The sequence below is a fragment of the Winogradskyella endarachnes genome, from assembly GCF_009741275.1.
Taxonomy (GTDB): Bacteria; Bacteroidota; Bacteroidia; order Flavobacteriales; family Flavobacteriaceae; genus Winogradskyella; species Winogradskyella endarachnes.
In genome coordinates, this window is the sequence record NZ_WOWS01000003.1 from 149,565 (window position 1) to 164,872 (window position 15,308).

9 protein-coding genes are annotated in these 15,308 nt (G+C 31.8%); 3 read left to right on the plus strand and 6 right to left on the minus strand.

Going from position 1 to position 15,308, the window contains the following annotated elements; translation table 11 throughout:
• Positions 1 to 59: 59 nt before the first annotated feature.
• A complete protein-coding gene (locus tag GN138_RS09010) occupies positions 60 to 842 on the plus strand; it encodes an amidohydrolase (protein ID WP_157363477.1) in 783 nt (260 codons plus the stop codon).
• Here GN138_RS09010 and GN138_RS09015 read toward each other — a convergent pair.
• Together GN138_RS09015 and GN138_RS09020 are read right to left on the minus strand one after the other, a co-directional pair.
• Positions 826 to 2,436: an Ig-like domain-containing protein gene (locus tag GN138_RS09015; protein ID WP_157363478.1), complete on the minus strand. Its 1,611-nt coding sequence runs from the start codon at positions 2,434 to 2,436 to the stop codon at positions 826 to 828. The two genes, GN138_RS09010 and GN138_RS09015, sit on opposite strands and share 17 nt — an antisense overlap.
• Positions 2,437 to 2,492: 56 nt before the next feature.
• Positions 2,493 to 3,170, minus strand: coding sequence for a ComF family protein (locus GN138_RS09020; RefSeq protein ID WP_197429332.1), 678 nt, complete (start codon positions 3,168 to 3,170; stop codon positions 2,493 to 2,495).
• Between the two features lie 69 nt (positions 3,171 to 3,239).
• Between GN138_RS09020 and GN138_RS09025 the strand changes: the two genes are divergently transcribed.
• On the plus strand, positions 3,240 to 4,145 hold the full coding sequence (locus GN138_RS09025) for a hypothetical protein (protein WP_157363479.1): 906 nt from the start codon (positions 3,240 to 3,242) through the stop codon (positions 4,143 to 4,145).
• Between the two features lie 78 nt (positions 4,146 to 4,223).
• Complete coding sequence (locus tag GN138_RS09030; RefSeq protein ID WP_157363480.1) at positions 4,224 to 5,762, plus strand: glycine--tRNA ligase; 1,539 nt, start codon at positions 4,224 to 4,226, stop codon at positions 5,760 to 5,762.
• Between the two features lie 102 nt (positions 5,763 to 5,864).
• Here GN138_RS09030 and GN138_RS09035 read toward each other — a convergent pair whose 3' ends face one another.
• From GN138_RS09035 to GN138_RS09050, 4 genes are all read right to left on the minus strand, one after another.
• On the minus strand, positions 5,865 to 6,995 hold the full coding sequence (locus GN138_RS09035; protein WP_157363481.1) for an efflux RND transporter periplasmic adaptor subunit: 1,131 nt from the start codon (positions 6,993 to 6,995) through the stop codon (positions 5,865 to 5,867).
• Positions 6,996 to 6,997: 2 nt separating this feature from the next.
• Positions 6,998 to 11,317: a CusA/CzcA family heavy metal efflux RND transporter gene (locus GN138_RS09040; RefSeq protein ID WP_157363482.1), complete on the minus strand. Its 4,320-nt coding sequence runs from the start codon at positions 11,315 to 11,317 to the stop codon at positions 6,998 to 7,000.
• A gap of 67 nt (positions 11,318 to 11,384) precedes the next feature.
• Positions 11,385 to 11,774 (minus strand): hypothetical protein, encoded by a 390-nt coding sequence (locus GN138_RS09045; protein WP_157363483.1) that lies wholly within the window; start codon positions 11,772 to 11,774, stop codon positions 11,385 to 11,387.
• Positions 11,775 to 11,831: 57 nt separating this feature from the next.
• On the minus strand, positions 11,832 to 15,263 hold the full coding sequence (locus GN138_RS09050) for a hypothetical protein (RefSeq protein ID WP_157363484.1): 3,432 nt from the start codon (positions 15,261 to 15,263) through the stop codon (positions 11,832 to 11,834).
• Positions 15,264 to 15,308 lie beyond the last annotated feature (45 nt).

Genomic DNA, 15,308 nt, shown 5'->3' on the forward strand with positions numbered 1-15,308 from the left:
TTATAATTTAGCTTGTTTTTTTATGTTCTATTCTAATATCAAATTTGTATTTTTAAATTATGAATACAGATTTAAAAGTAGCCATGATTCAAACCGATTTGGTTTGGGAAAATCCAACAGAGAATAGGCGAGTCTTAAATGATAAGCTAGATGCTATTTCTACCGATATTGACCTCATTATTTTGCCAGAAATGTTTACTTCTGGTTTTACAATGAATCCAGAAACTGTAGCAGAAACTATGGACGGTAAAACCATAGTTTGGCTCAAAGAAAAAGCAACAGCGAAGCAAGCGGCAATTATGGGAAGTTTGGTTGTAAAGGAAGGCAACCACTACTATAATCGTATGGTTTGTGTAGAACCTTCAGGTAAAATTACAACTTACAATAAACGTCATAGCTTCACTTTAGCAGGCGAACATAAAGTTTATACAGCCGGAACAGAAAAAGTAATTTTTGAATACAAAGGTTGGAAAATTTGTCCATTGGTTTGTTATGATCTACGGTTCCCAGTTTGGGCAAGAAATACAGAAGATTACGACCTTTTAATTTACGTTGCTAATTGGCCAAAAGTAAGAATTGATGCTTGGGATGCTTTACTAAAAGCCAGAGCTATTGAAAACATGACGTATTGTATAGGTGTTAATAGAGTAGGATTAGATGGTAATGATTATGAATATTCTGGGCATTCAGCAGCCTATGATGTATTAGGAAAACGACTAAATCATCTATCTGAAAATACAGATACCATAGAAATTGTACTATTAGAAAAAAGTACTATTAAAAAGTACAGAGAAAAATTAAACTTTCTGAATGATAGAGATATGTTTAGTCTGAAAGGGTAAATTCTATAATTAAATCAAAGTTAGATCTTACCTCTTGCTCTTCAGGATAATAACTGGTACGTTCTGGTTGTATGCCTAATAAATAATTTCCTGTATCGTATTTTTCATTATTGTTAGCATCAAAAATAGCTCTAATCATATACTTACCTGTTACCAAATTGGTAAAGTCTACAACTGGAGATTCTTTAGCATATTGCTCATACTTAATATCTCCACTAGTACTTACTAACTGAACAATTAAAGGAAGTTTAGCATTTCTAAGATTTACTCTTATATTTCCGTATTCAGATTTTAATTTGGTTCTAACAGAATAACTTAACGTATCTAGATTAGTGCCATCGTAGAAATCAGTAAAGGCGCCAGGCAGAAATTTGAAATTGTATTTTTGGTCTTCTCCTTTTTTAATTGGAAACTTATAAGTGTTGTAGATAGAATCGTATTTAACCTTAATTGGTATATTAATAGAATCTTTATCTATAATTGAAATCTTAGTTGTGTCTATTTTAGAAAACGGAATGTTACCTTCAATGGCAAAATCTTCTTCATATTTAATAACACCATTTATTAGAGATTTAAGGGTTAAAGAATCACTCTTTATAGTTCTAAAACGATGTTTAAATGTGTCAATTTGTTTACCATTGGTAACAGTGAAAAATGTTGTGTCTACATCAAATTTTGGCTTATACCAATAGTATAGTGTATCGGTTTTTCTGTCTTTAGTAATCCGTGTTTTAAAACCTTCGGGTTTGTTTTCAAGGACCTTAATCTTTATGTCTTCATAATTTCCTTCGTACGGAAATATTATTCTAGATTCACCGTCATGTATAGGTTTTATGGCTTTAAAATTAATCTCTTCATTAAATAGCTTTAATTTATAGGTCGAATCTGTTGGTACCGTAATAAACCCTTCATGAAAACCAATTTTATCTGTCTTTTGATTAAATAAATAGTTAGAATTCTGATCCTTTAAGGCAATCATTTTGTAGGTACCTGCTTTAATATTATCTATACTAAAAGAGGTGACACTATCTAAGGTATTTGTAATATATCTTGGTTTTTCTTTGTAAACTAGAGAATCTGTATATGTAGAGTCTTTTTCGTATAGCATTACAGAAACAAAGGTGTCTGGTTCGTTAAGCAAAGCATCTTCTACATATCCTTTAACAGAGAGAGAATCTATTACATCTCCTGTTGAAAATACATAGCGATAATAAGGATAAGGGTTTCCTTCATTATTATCAACTATACTTTCTCCAAAATTAAGTGCGTAGGTTGTATTTGGTTTTAGTGTATCTACAATTTTAATAGAAACTATTTTACTTGCAATACTTGTAGGTGTAATAGTAGGTTGCGTATCCATTGGTGGCGAAATAATAAGTTGTTTACTTAAATCGTTGATTTTTACATACTCATTAAATCGTATGGTTATTTCATTGCCTTTAAAATTGGTAGAAAAATTTTCTGGTGTGGTTTGCAATATTATAGGTGGCTCAACGTCTTTTTCTCCTCCAGTTGGTGTACCACGATTAGCACAATTTGCTAGTGTTATTGCAATTAAAATAAAACTTAAAATTCGCATTAAAGGTAAACGCATATATTCAAAACTATTTAGCACAAAGAAACAATTTAATTTATAGAGAAACGAAAAAATTAATCTGCAATTGCCATCGTAACAACACTTAACTTAATTTTATTAATTTTTAACAATACGGTAGCGCAAGCTTCAATGGTTGCACCTGTCGTAATAATATCATCTACAAGTAAAATATGTTTACCTGCTAATTGTTGTTGGTCTGAAATATTAAATAAAGCACCATCATCATTCCAGCGTTTTAATCGTCCTTTAAAAACTTGTGTCTTTGTTGGCTTCGTTTTTATTAAAACAGAATCGTTATAAGTTGCATTGAGAGCTATGGCGATTTCTTTTCCAAATTTGGCTACTTGGTTATAACCGCGTTCTCGCATTTTAGTTTTGTATAGTGGTACAGGCACAATAACATCGATGTTTTTATAATCCTCTAATGTTGCTAATTCAGTACCAAACCATTTTCCTAAAAAAGCACCAATATCTTCATGGCCTCTATATTTTAAATTATGAAGAATTTGCTGTACAATTCCTTTTTTAGAAAAGTGTAAAAGTGCTGACGCATTTTCTAGTTTTACGCGTCCATAAAGTACTTTTTTTACAACTTCCTTATTGTTAAAATGATAGTTAGTAACGGGTAAGTGATGTCTGCAACTGGTGCATAAAGTAGTCTCATTATCAGTTAAAGCACTGTTACATGCCTCGCAAACCATAGGAAAAATCAAGTTTAACAAGTTTTTCATCACTTAATCGATTAAAACAATAGTGGTTTATAAATAATTATAATTTCGCATTAAATTAACAAAAAATTAATGATAGTTAACCCTCAATTATTTAACTACAGATTAATTATAAGTTCTTTATTGGTGGTTTTAACTGTTTTAGGTATTTACAGCTATAGTGAATACAAGTCTAATGAATCCTACAAGGCTTTTTTAAAACAAGAAAAAGTATTAATAGAATCTGAGTTGTCAGAACTTTTATCGAGTTATGATGATTTAAGTAAAGATTATAATCTTATCGCTTCTCAGCTCCTAGAAGCAAAATTAGAAACTAAGAATGCCTTAGATTCTTTGAGATTATTAAATAGTGATTTATCTATTATCACAAAATTTAAAGAGCAACTTATAGTTTTAAAGTCTAAAAGCAAGGTGCTACTAAGTACCATAGATTCTTTGAATTCTGCAAATATTAAATTGCAGTCTGAAAATTTATATGCTTTAAACACTATAAAGAAGAATACGCAAGAAATTAATTCTCTAGAAGTTATAAATAATAATTTAGTTGCTACTAATGATTCTCTTAATATATCATTAGATAAAGCATCTGTACTAAAGGTAAGTAATATAATTGCCCAATCTTTTAAAATTAAAGCGGGTAAAAAAAGATTAACCACGCGAGCAAAACGAGCAAATGCTATTGATGTGTGTTTAACTCTTAATGAAAACCCATTAGCCGCTAAAGGCAAAAAGGATATTTATGTACAAATTGTAGGGCCAGATGGTAATGTGGTTTCAGATAAAGGCGAAGTTCAATTTGGAGATTCATCATTACTTTATAGCCAAAAAGAGATTATTGAATATAAAAATGAAAATTTAGAGATCTGTACAGAGATTGTAACAGAAAACAATGAAAAAACATTTGATGAAGGTTACTATTTTATTAATGTTTTTCTAAGAAATAAAAAGTTAGGAAGTACAAGTATTCGATTAAATTAAAATAAGATAATAATTAACGATATAATTTTTAAAAAAACCGTTCTGTTAATCAGAGCGGTTTTCTATTTTTGCAACATTATGGCAAACGAAGATCAATTTAAAAAAGTAATCTCTCACGCAAAGGAGTATGGTTACGTATTTCAGAGTAGTGAAATCTACGATGGACTAAGCGCAGTATACGATTATGCTCAAAACGGAGCAGAATTAAAGAAAAATATTAGAGACTATTGGTGGAAAGCCATGGTACAAATGCACGATAATATTGTTGGTATAGATGCTGCAATATTAATGCATCCAACCACATGGAAAGCTTCAGGACACGTTGATGCTTTTAATGATCCATTAATAGACAATAAAGATTCTAAAAAACGTTATAGAGCAGATGTTTTAGTAGAGGAATTTAGAGAGAAAATTCAGCAAAAAATAGATAAAGATATTACCAAAGCAGCAAAACGTTTTGGCGATGCTTTTGATGAAAAAGAATTTAGAGCGACTAATGGTAATGTACTGCGTCGTCAAAAACAGATCGATGAAATTTCTACTAAATTAGCAAAAGTACAAGAGGAAAATGATCTTGAAGGATTTAGGCAGCTCATTTTAGATTTAGGTATAGTTTGCCCAGTATCTGGCAGTAAAAACTGGACAGAGGTCAAGCAGTTTAACCTTATGTTTGGTACTAAACTTGGTGCTTCTGCAGAATCTGCGATGGATTTATATTTAAGACCAGAAACAGCGCAAGGAATTTTTGTAAACTTCTTAAACGTGCAGAAAACAGGACGTATGAAGATTCCTTTTGGTATTGCACAAACTGGTAAAGCATTTAGAAACGAGATTGTTGCAAGACAATTTATTTTTAGAATGCGAGAGTTTGAACAAATGGAAATGCAGTTTTTTATTAAACCAGGCACTCAAAAAGAATGGTTTGAATACTGGAAAGAAACACGTTTAAAGTGGCATAAATCCCTTGGTTTAGGTGAAGAAAATTACCGTTTCCATGATCATGATAAATTAGCGCATTATGCAGATGCTGCTACAGATATAGAATTTAATTTTCCGTTTGGATTTAAAGAATTAGAAGGCATACACTCGCGTACGGATTTCGATTTAAAACAACACGAAGAATACTCTGGTAAAAAATTACAGTATTTTGACCATGAAGATAATGCCAATTATACACCTTACGTTTTAGAAACGTCTATTGGTTTAGATAGAATGTTTTTAGCGGTATTTTCTAATGCTTTAGTTGAAGAAGAATTAGAAAACAATACAACAAGAACCGTTTTAAAATTACCAGCAGTTTTAGCGCCTACAAAAGCAGCTATTTTACCTTTGGTTAAGAAAGATGGCTTACCAGATGTTGCTAAGAAAATTGTTGAAGATTTAAAGTGGGATTTCAATGTTACTTACGATGAAAAAGATGCTGTAGGAAGACGTTACAGAAGACAAGATGCCAACGGAACCCCATTTTGTATCACCGTAGATCATGATACATTAGAAGACAATTCGGTTACTATACGTCATAGAGATACTATGGAACAAAAACGTGTTAAAATTGAAGATTTAAAAGCTATTATAAAAGCTGAGGTTGATGTTAAGCATTGGCTGCAGAAAATGTAATAACTAATTCCTGCGAAAGCTGGAATCTCATTATAAAAACGCCCAAACAATTAAGTTTGGGCGTTTTTTTTCAATTAAGTCGCTTTAATTTACGTGATAATATTATTCTGAATCACTAAGTAGCATGCCTAATCCTTCAATTAATATTTGTTTGTTTTTTAGGTCTTCAGGATTTAAAATTTCTACGGCATCTTCAGAAGTTCTACCAATGTTTAATTCTATTTTTTCAAGATAAATTGTATTGTCTTTTTCTTCAACTAAGACTAAAACATAGCTACCATCTTCTAATGTTATTAGAGCTTCTTTGGGTAATCCCATTTTTCTGGCACTTTCAGAAATAATTTCAGCTTCTACAAACATCCCAACAATAAAATTATCTTTTTCGTTATCTACATGGCCATGAACTTGTACTTGTCTATTCTTATCATTAATAGTGGTTCCAACCAAATGCACTTCAGCACCAAAAGTTTCATTAGACGCTTCAGGAATTTTAAAGCGTATTTTTTGACCTTTCTTAACTTTCATAATGTCTTTTTCAAAAACCGATAATTCTAAATGAATGTGGTCTGTATCTACAATTTCCATAATCACATCGCTTGGCGACACAAAGCTTCCGTTGCTCACATTTACTTTAGTGACATAGCCTTCAATTGGTGCATATAAATTAATGCTCGATGAGATTTGTCCTTGTTCTACGCGTTTTGGACTAATATTCATCATCTGTAACTTTTTACGTAACCCGTTGTAATGTGCCAAATTGCTTTTGTATAAGCTTTCTGCTTTTAAATAATTTTTTTCTGAAGTAATTTCTTCATCAAACAAGGTTTTTTGCCTGTTGAATTCAGATTTTAAGTAATTTAATTGCTCGGCAACTTCGAGATAATTTTGTTGGATTTCAACATATTCCGGATTTTGAAGCGTTACCAAAAGCTCTCCTTTTTTTACTTGGTCACCTATTAATAAAGGTGTTTTTGTAATGTAACCTCCAATAAAAGTAGACACACTCGATTTGTTTTGAGGTGGCACATCTATCATGCCATTGACTTTTATACTTTCACTAAAATCGAATTCACTTAAAGTGCCAAAAACCATTTTTTCACTTTCAAATTGCGTTTTAGTAACGGTTATGTCATTAGAATCTGTTTCTGTTTTTACAACCTCTGTATCGTTAGTTTTGTCGTTTCCACAAGCTGTAATAACTAATGTAAAAAGCAGTATATATAGGTTTTTCATGATTAATATATGTTTAAAATAAGGTTGTTAATATTGATGACCGTTTGGTTATAAGCGTTTAAATTATCTAAATTAGTGAGTTCAATAGCTGTAGCAGTTTCTATGCTTTGGATGTATTGAAAAAAGTCAATTTCGCCTTCTTTAAAAGTTCTGTTTGCCGTTTTTATAATCTCATCTTTTAAATGTTTGCCTTGTGTGTCGTAATAATTAATGGCTTCTTCGTATTTATTTAATGTGGTTAAAAGCGATTTATATTCTGAATTTAACTGCACTTCATAATCTTGTTTTTGTTCAGATATGATTTCTTTTGCAATTTTAGATGCTTTGATTTTTGAAGAATTGCCAAAGAATAGCAACGGAATTTTTAGTCCGACTTGATAACCTTTTATATTAGAATTTAATTGGTCGTTTGTACCTTGAAAATATTCAAAATTAAGGTCTGGTAGTAAATTCTGTTTTTCAGATTGGTAAACAGCATTTTGATAATTTTTAGCATTTTCAAAATAGAGTAGACCAGAATTATTTTGCATCGAAGGACTGTTCAGTTCTAATTTTTCTAACTTTTGGTCAACAATTTCCAAGCTATCAACTTGAACAATAGCTTTTAATTGCTCTTTTGAAAATTCAACATCTTGCAATGCTTGTTTATATAAGGTTTGAAGCTGTTTTTGTTTAGATTCTGCTGAAATTTTTTCGAGATAATTGGTTTCACCGAGTTCAAAACGTCGTGCTGCTTTTTTAGCAAAATCTTGATACAAACTATCTAAAAACCGATACGTTTCTGCTTTTTGTTTGACATAGATTAGTTGATAATAACTAGCGTAAATGGTCTTTTTAACTTGCTGAAATTGCATATTGTATTTAGACTCTTCTAAATGCATCATGGCTTTGTTCACTTTCTTTTTAGCAAAATAAACGGTCGGAAATCTGAAATCTTGAGCAATACCAAATACTTTTAAAGGTTCATTATTAATCGCTAAATTATTCTCATCGTAATTATAATACAAGGCTGTTTTATCAAAACTAAAAGCACTTCCAACAGAAGCATCACTTTTTTCAATTTGTAAATTGGATGCTTTTAAACTCGCATTGTTTTCAATGGCTAATTCTAAAGTTTGTTCTACAGTCAAAGGTGTCTGTGCATTTGTGCTCAACATAAAAAAGAATCCGATAATTGTTGCGATAACTGTTTTATTCATTTTAAGTTCTTTTTTTTCTTCAAACCATGCATATAATACAGGTAAAACAATGAGTGTTAATACGGTCGCTGTGAATAAACCACCAATAACTACTGTAGCTAAAGGTCGTTGTACTTCTGCACCTGCATTGGTAGAAATTGCCATAGGTAAAAATCCTATTGCAGCAGCCATTGCAGTTAATAAGACTGGTCTAAGTCGGTCTGTAGCACCATGTATTATACGTTCTTTAATATCATTAGTGCCTTGTGCTTTGAGTTCGTTAAAATGCTCAATGAGTACAATTCCGTTAAGTACCGCAATCCCAAAAAGTGCAATAAAACCAATACCTGCAGAAATACTGAAAGGTAAATCGCGCAACCACAATAATAAAATGCCACCAACGGCTGAAAGTGGAATCGCAGAATAAACCAATAAAGCTTCTTTAACAGAATTAAATGCAAAGTAGAGCAGTACAAAAATTAAGACTAATGCAATAGGAACTGCTACAGTTAAACGCGCTTTAGCACTTTGTAAATTCTCAAATTGTCCACCATAGGTAATATTATAGCCAACAGGTAATTTTAGTTGATTATCAATTATAGCTCTTACATCATCTACAACGGATTGCAAATCTCTATTTCTCACGTTTATACCAACTACAATGCGTCGTTTGGTATCGTCTCTAGAAATTTTTGCAGGACCAGTAGTATATTTTATATCTGCTAATTCGCTCAGTGGAATTTTAGTTCCACTAGGTGTATCGATATATAAATTTTGAAGGCTTTCAAGGTTCTGACGATTTTTTTGATCTAAACGAATTACTAAATCAAATCGTTTTTCGCCTTCAAAGACATTACCAACAGTTCCTCCGGCAAATCCCATGGAAATTAATTGATTGACATCGGCTATATTTAGACCATAACGTGCAATTTTACTTCGGTTGAAGTTGACGCTCATTTGCGGTAAACCTTCAACCTTTTCAATAATAATATCTGAAGCACCATCTACATTTTGAATTAATCCTTTTACTTCATCAGCTTTATTTGCTAATACAGATAAGTCTTCACCAAAAATTTTAATGGCAACATCTGCTCTTACACCTGTAATTAGTTCATTAAAGCGCATTTCTATAGGTTGGGTGAATTCTACTTCCATACCTGGAATTATAGTCAACGCTTTTTTAAATTTATCTGCTAATTCATCTTTGCTACTTGCCGAAACCCATTCCTTTTTGGGTTTTAATTTTATAATAACATCACTTTCTTCCATAGACATTGGGTCTGTAGGTACTTCAGCAGCACCAATTCTACTCACTACTTGGTCTACTTCAGGAAAATTATCTAATAGTACTTGCTCAATTTTAGTGGTGATTTCAATGGTTTTACCAAGTGAAGTTCCTGTTTTTAAAACAGGTTGAATTACAAAATCACCTTCGTCTAAAGTCGGTACAAATTCGCCACCCATTGTGCTAAATACATAAAAGCTAGAAGCTAATAATAAGGTGGCTAAACCAATTACTATTTTTTTGTGATGCAGAGCCCAATTAATAGCAGGTTTGTACCAAGAATTTAAGGTTTTCATTAATCTAACAGAGATATTCTTATCACTTGGTTTATTAGGTTTTAAAAATTGCGAAGCCACTACAGGAACGTAAGTTAAACACAGTAACATAGCGCCAATTAAAGCAAAGCTAAAAGTGAGTGCCATTGGTCTAAACATTTTACCTTCAACACCACTTAAAGATAAGATGGGAATGAAAACGATTAGAATGATTAATTGCCCAAAAATGGCAGAATTCATCATTTTTGAGGCGCTTTTTAGCGTAATTGTATCAATTTCGTCTTGTTTTGCTTCTTTTGTGAGTGCTTTGAGGTTTGCGCTTTGGGTAATAATTTTGAACGCAATAAACTCTACAATGATGACGGCTCCATCTATAATAATTCCGAAATCGATAGCACCAAGGCTCATTAAATTGGCATCCACACCAAAAATATTCATTAAGGAAATAGCGAATAATAAACTCAACGGAATTACAGAAGCGACTACTAATCCAGAACGTAAATTACCTAATAATAAAACCACAACAAAGATGACGATGAGTGAGCCTAAAATTAAGTTCTCAGTGACTGTAAATGTGGTTTTGTTTATAAGTTCACTACGTTCTAAAAAACCATTAATATATACACCTTCTGGTAGACTACTTTCAATGGAATTGACGCGTTCTTTTACAGCATCAATAATGGCTTTAGAATTTCCATCTTTAAGCATCATTATTTGGCCTAGCACTTTTTCTCCTTGTCCATTTCCGGTGATGGCACCAAAACGTGTTGCACTGCCAAAACCTACTTCTGCAATGTCTTTTATATAAATTGGTGTGCCTTCATTTTTAACGACAATATTACCAACATCCTCAAGCGATTTTACCAAGCCTTCACCTCTTATAAAAAAGGCTTTGTCTGTTTTTTCAATATAGCCACCACCTGCAACACTGTTGTTTTTTTCTAAAGCCTCGTATATTTCCGAAACCGAAATATTCATGGCATTTAGTTTGTTTGGATTGATGGCAACTTCATATTGCTTTAAAAATCCGCCCCAAGTATTGACTTCTACCACACCAGGAATTCCTGATAGTTGTCGCTTAACAATCCAATCTTGTACAGTTCTGAGTTCTGTTGGTGAGTAACGGTCTTCATAACCAGGTTTTACATCTAAAATGTACTGGTATATTTCGCCTAAACCTGTAGTAATTGGTCCCATTTCAGGGCTACCAAAACCTTCTGGGATTTTCTCAGACGCTGACTTTATTTTCTCGGCAATTAATTGTCTTGGTAGATAAGTTCCCATATCGTCTTCAAAAACAATTGTAACTACAGATAAACCAAATTTAGATACAGACCGAATTTCTTCAACACCAGGTAAATTTGCCATTTCCAATTCTACAGGATAGGTAATAAATTGTTCTACATCTTGCGTAGACAAATTGCGAGATGTTGTTATGACTTGGACTTGATTATTGGTGATATCCGGAACCGCTCCAATAGGAATTTGGGTTAAGGAAAAAATACCGAAACCAATAAAAAAGGCTGTAAATAGAAAAATAATTAGCTTATTTTTTAAGCTAAATTTGATGATGTATTCTAACATAATTCAAAAAATTAAGAAATAATGAATGCCTGTTTTTATAACAAAACAGTATTATATCTAAAGTGAATTATGCGTGTTTGGGTGGATGGAAAAAAGTTGGTTTTTCGAAGCTAGAAAAGGTGTCTTCGTAATGAAAATTAAATGGAATACTGATGTGTTCTCGTTCCTTTAGTTTAAAAGCAATTGTGAAATTTATAAAAGGTGTATTTATATGAGAACATATTTGTTGGGCATCTTTAAAAGGTAAATCTTCATGTTCTTTGTGCTCGTCTTGGTGCACTTCTTGTTTATCACCATAATGTTGTACTAGAAATTCAAGAAAATTATCGCCATATTTTTCTTTGTGATAGTTCGCATGTTCCATTAGGGCACTGAACTTAGAAAAATCTTCTAAGCCAATATTGAAACTTTGAATAAGAATCAACAATGAGAACGAAAAAGCTATCACTTTACCCATAATGCTCACTAAGATACAAATTTTGGAAATAACAATAAGTGATAAAGGTTACATAGATTAGAAATAAGCCTTCAACTGAACCGTTCCTGTATGAATGGTTTTAGAAGTTTCAGATTTTCTTCCGAAGTAAGTTAAATTTAAATCTAAATATTTGGTTAGTTTTTTCTGAGCTAATAAACTCCAAGTATAATTTTTACCAGCTTGTAAACCTTCTAACATTTGGTAACCAACAGGTGTGTTAGTATCGCCTTCAAATTCATTTTCAAATAAGTTGAATTCGCCTGTTAGCCCAATTTTTTGTGCGTTGTTATAGGTAAAAGAGAAGCCATAATTATTCTGTGCTAAGGTTTCAAAACTTTCTAATGTATTTTCTTTTGAGGTATATTGATAAAAAATATCAAATTGAGCATTTTCACTAAATAAATAGCTCAATTTGGGTTTAAATTGATAATTGTCTAAAGTATAATTTCTGGTGGTATAATTTTCGCTTCGGCTTTCTTCTGTTCCCACGTTAGCTAACGTATTAAATAACCAATTTGTGTTGAATTTGTGTATAAAATTAAGCTGATGGCTGTTAGTTTCATTTTGTTGTAAACCTATTGAGAGTAAATTTCTACTTTTATTACTTAAATAAGTGTAAGATGTGGTATATCGTTGTTTTCCTCTATTAAAAAATAATACATTTCTTATGCTATAATTAAGTGAAACGTAGTCTTCAGTATCAATATCATCTTTTAAAGCTTCAAACGGATTAAGGTTAAAAGAATTATCGGTTTTAAATTTTTTACTATCTACAATAAAAGAAGTTTGATTGTAAAAATGCGACCAAAATACTTTCGTTTTACTTTTTGAAACACTCCAAGATTGCGGATTAATGGTAAGGGTTTGTCCAAAACTATTTTGATGTGTTTGTACATAAACTTGGTTGGGTAATAATACTCTAATGTAATTGCCTTGGTCTGTAAATTGAGCAATTTCAAACTCATTTAGTTCTTGTATGCTATTGTCATTATAGTCAATCCACGTGTAAGCACCTTGTCCTGATTCTACTTCAACATAAGTAAAATCTTGCTGTGCTGTGGTACCAGAATTGGTTTCAAAATTAGTATTAGCTATGATGAGGTTTTTAAATAATTTCTGGTTGTAAATTAATCTGCTATTTAAACTTTGCTCGTCTTCTTGGCTATTATCATCGTATTTTAAATCTCTATAATTGGCATACAACTGAAGCGTTGTATTTTTATTCTGAATTAATCTCGATTTTAAATAGTATGTATTAGAATGGTTAACTCGTTGCAGACTATTGTTTCTTAAACTATCATTAACACGGTTTATATAGCCTATTTCTGCATAAACTTTAGTGCTATCTCCTATGCCAACAAAAGCTTCGTAAGCATTGAATTTCTGACTTAGTGCTGTAAGACTATCACTAGTAATTGCTCGTTGTTCATTTTTTTCTGTGCTATATTTTAAACCTATCCATTTATTGTTTTTTCCATATACTAAACGATTAAAAGACCTTAAAAAAGTAGACCGATTTATGGTACTTTGATTATTTAAATAACTAGAATTAGAATATATGGTAAAATCACCCATATTTAAATCCGTAGCAATACTATGTCTGTTTCCGTTGAAGTTTTCAGAATAATTTAGATGCTCAAAATTATAAGAAGCAACACCTTTTTTAGAATGCGATAAGCGTAAACCAGATGTAAATAATAATTGATTGCCATAATCTGTTTCATCACTACTTTCCGTGGTGTCGAGATTCCAATCTCTGTTAAATTCTGCTCTATATAGACGTTGTATAGAGTTGAAGTTTTTCTGAATATAATCGGCATCAACGGTTGCAGATAAGTTCCATAGGCTATCAGATTGTTTTAGATTTTGTTTTAAGGTGAATTTAGCCGCATAACCGTCATTATTAGCGTCGTCTATATTTGAAAATAGATTTTCATCTTTTTTACTGCCTGCAAATTCAAAAAAGACATCTGTTTTTTTAGAAGGTTTATAGGCACCATTAATCACAGCCATTTGTAAGCGTTCTGGTGCTATAAGTTGCGTTATAGGTTCGTAATTTCCTTGCGGAACTCCAGAAACTGGTGCTATATATTGGTAGATGTTATCAATGGCATCACTATTACTTAATATGTAATTCCCCTCATTGTCCCCAACTAATGTAAAACTTACGCTGTAAAGTTCGTCTTCTTCGTTTGTAGAAAACACGTAGATTTCTTCAGTACCAACTAGTTCTTTTTTGTAAAGAATTCTGTTTTCAGAATATGTGGTTGCAGTGGCAGAAGGTGCAATCATTAAATCTACATCATCACCTGCGGCAGCTAAAATTTGTGTTTGTTCTGTGGAGAGATTCTGTTGTAAGGGTTGGTTTTTAGCATCGCTTTCAGAATATACAGAAACATTTAATTTTAATTTTTCGGCTGTATAATTTGCACCTCCATAAACTGTAAACCTAGAGTAATTACGTTCGCTAAACTGGTAATCTACCGTTATCCGCATTTCTGAAGTTATAGGAAATGTAGAATTAAAAATAATTTCTCCTGCATTATAATCTATTATATAATCGTTGTTTTCGCCACGCTCTAAAGGCAAACCATTAACGTAAACGGTTTCGCTACCAGAGACAACAAGAACATATAACTCATCATTAGAACCACTAAGCTTATAAGGCCCTTGGTTACCTTCTTGTGCTGTAAATTGTGTAGTTGTAAATTGTCCTCTCACCAAAGCACCAGAAGCATAAACTGAGGTCTTGTCACTTAATTTAGCGTTAACCAATAACCCTTGTACACGCTTAGAGAAATTGGCAAAATAACTGTTGGTGTCTACTAAATCTATATCACCTGCTCTAATGTTCCAATCCTCACTAAATAGTTCAATAAAAACTTGGTCAAACTCATCTAAGCGTTGTGAGTAGCCATTTTCTTGCAAGGGTATATTTGCATCTTGAATAGAAGCTCTCAGTGAAACTTTATCACTTAATTTACCAGAGATTTGTAAGTCTAACTCACTATTTAAAACCGAGTTTTGATTATTACCTATGGTAATTCCTCTAGATATGCTTCCGGACGTTGTTAACCCATCAAAAGGTGTATACGTATTGTTTTTAGTGGTGTTTTTAAGTTGATAAAGTGGCTGAGATTGAGACGAACGATTAACAATAATACTTTTATCTAACTGTTTATACACTTTAGTAAGAAAAAGTGGATACCGCAGATATTCAATTTGAATAGTGTCAATTTCTGTAGGTTGTTTAAAACGTAAAATTGCTGTTGTAAAATTAACTGTATATAAAGTTGAATCTATAATTTTATTAGTTTTTACTTTAAATCTCGATGGGTTAATGCTTATAGAATCTATCTTAATTGAATCTGTAACCGCTACTTTTTTAACTCTATAGTTGCCTTCTTGTTCTTGAGAAAAACCCAAAAAAGAAATGATAAGTAATATAAAAAGTAACGAATTCTTCATGTAGTGTAATAACTGCGGAATACTTAAATTATTTTATCGTTAAAA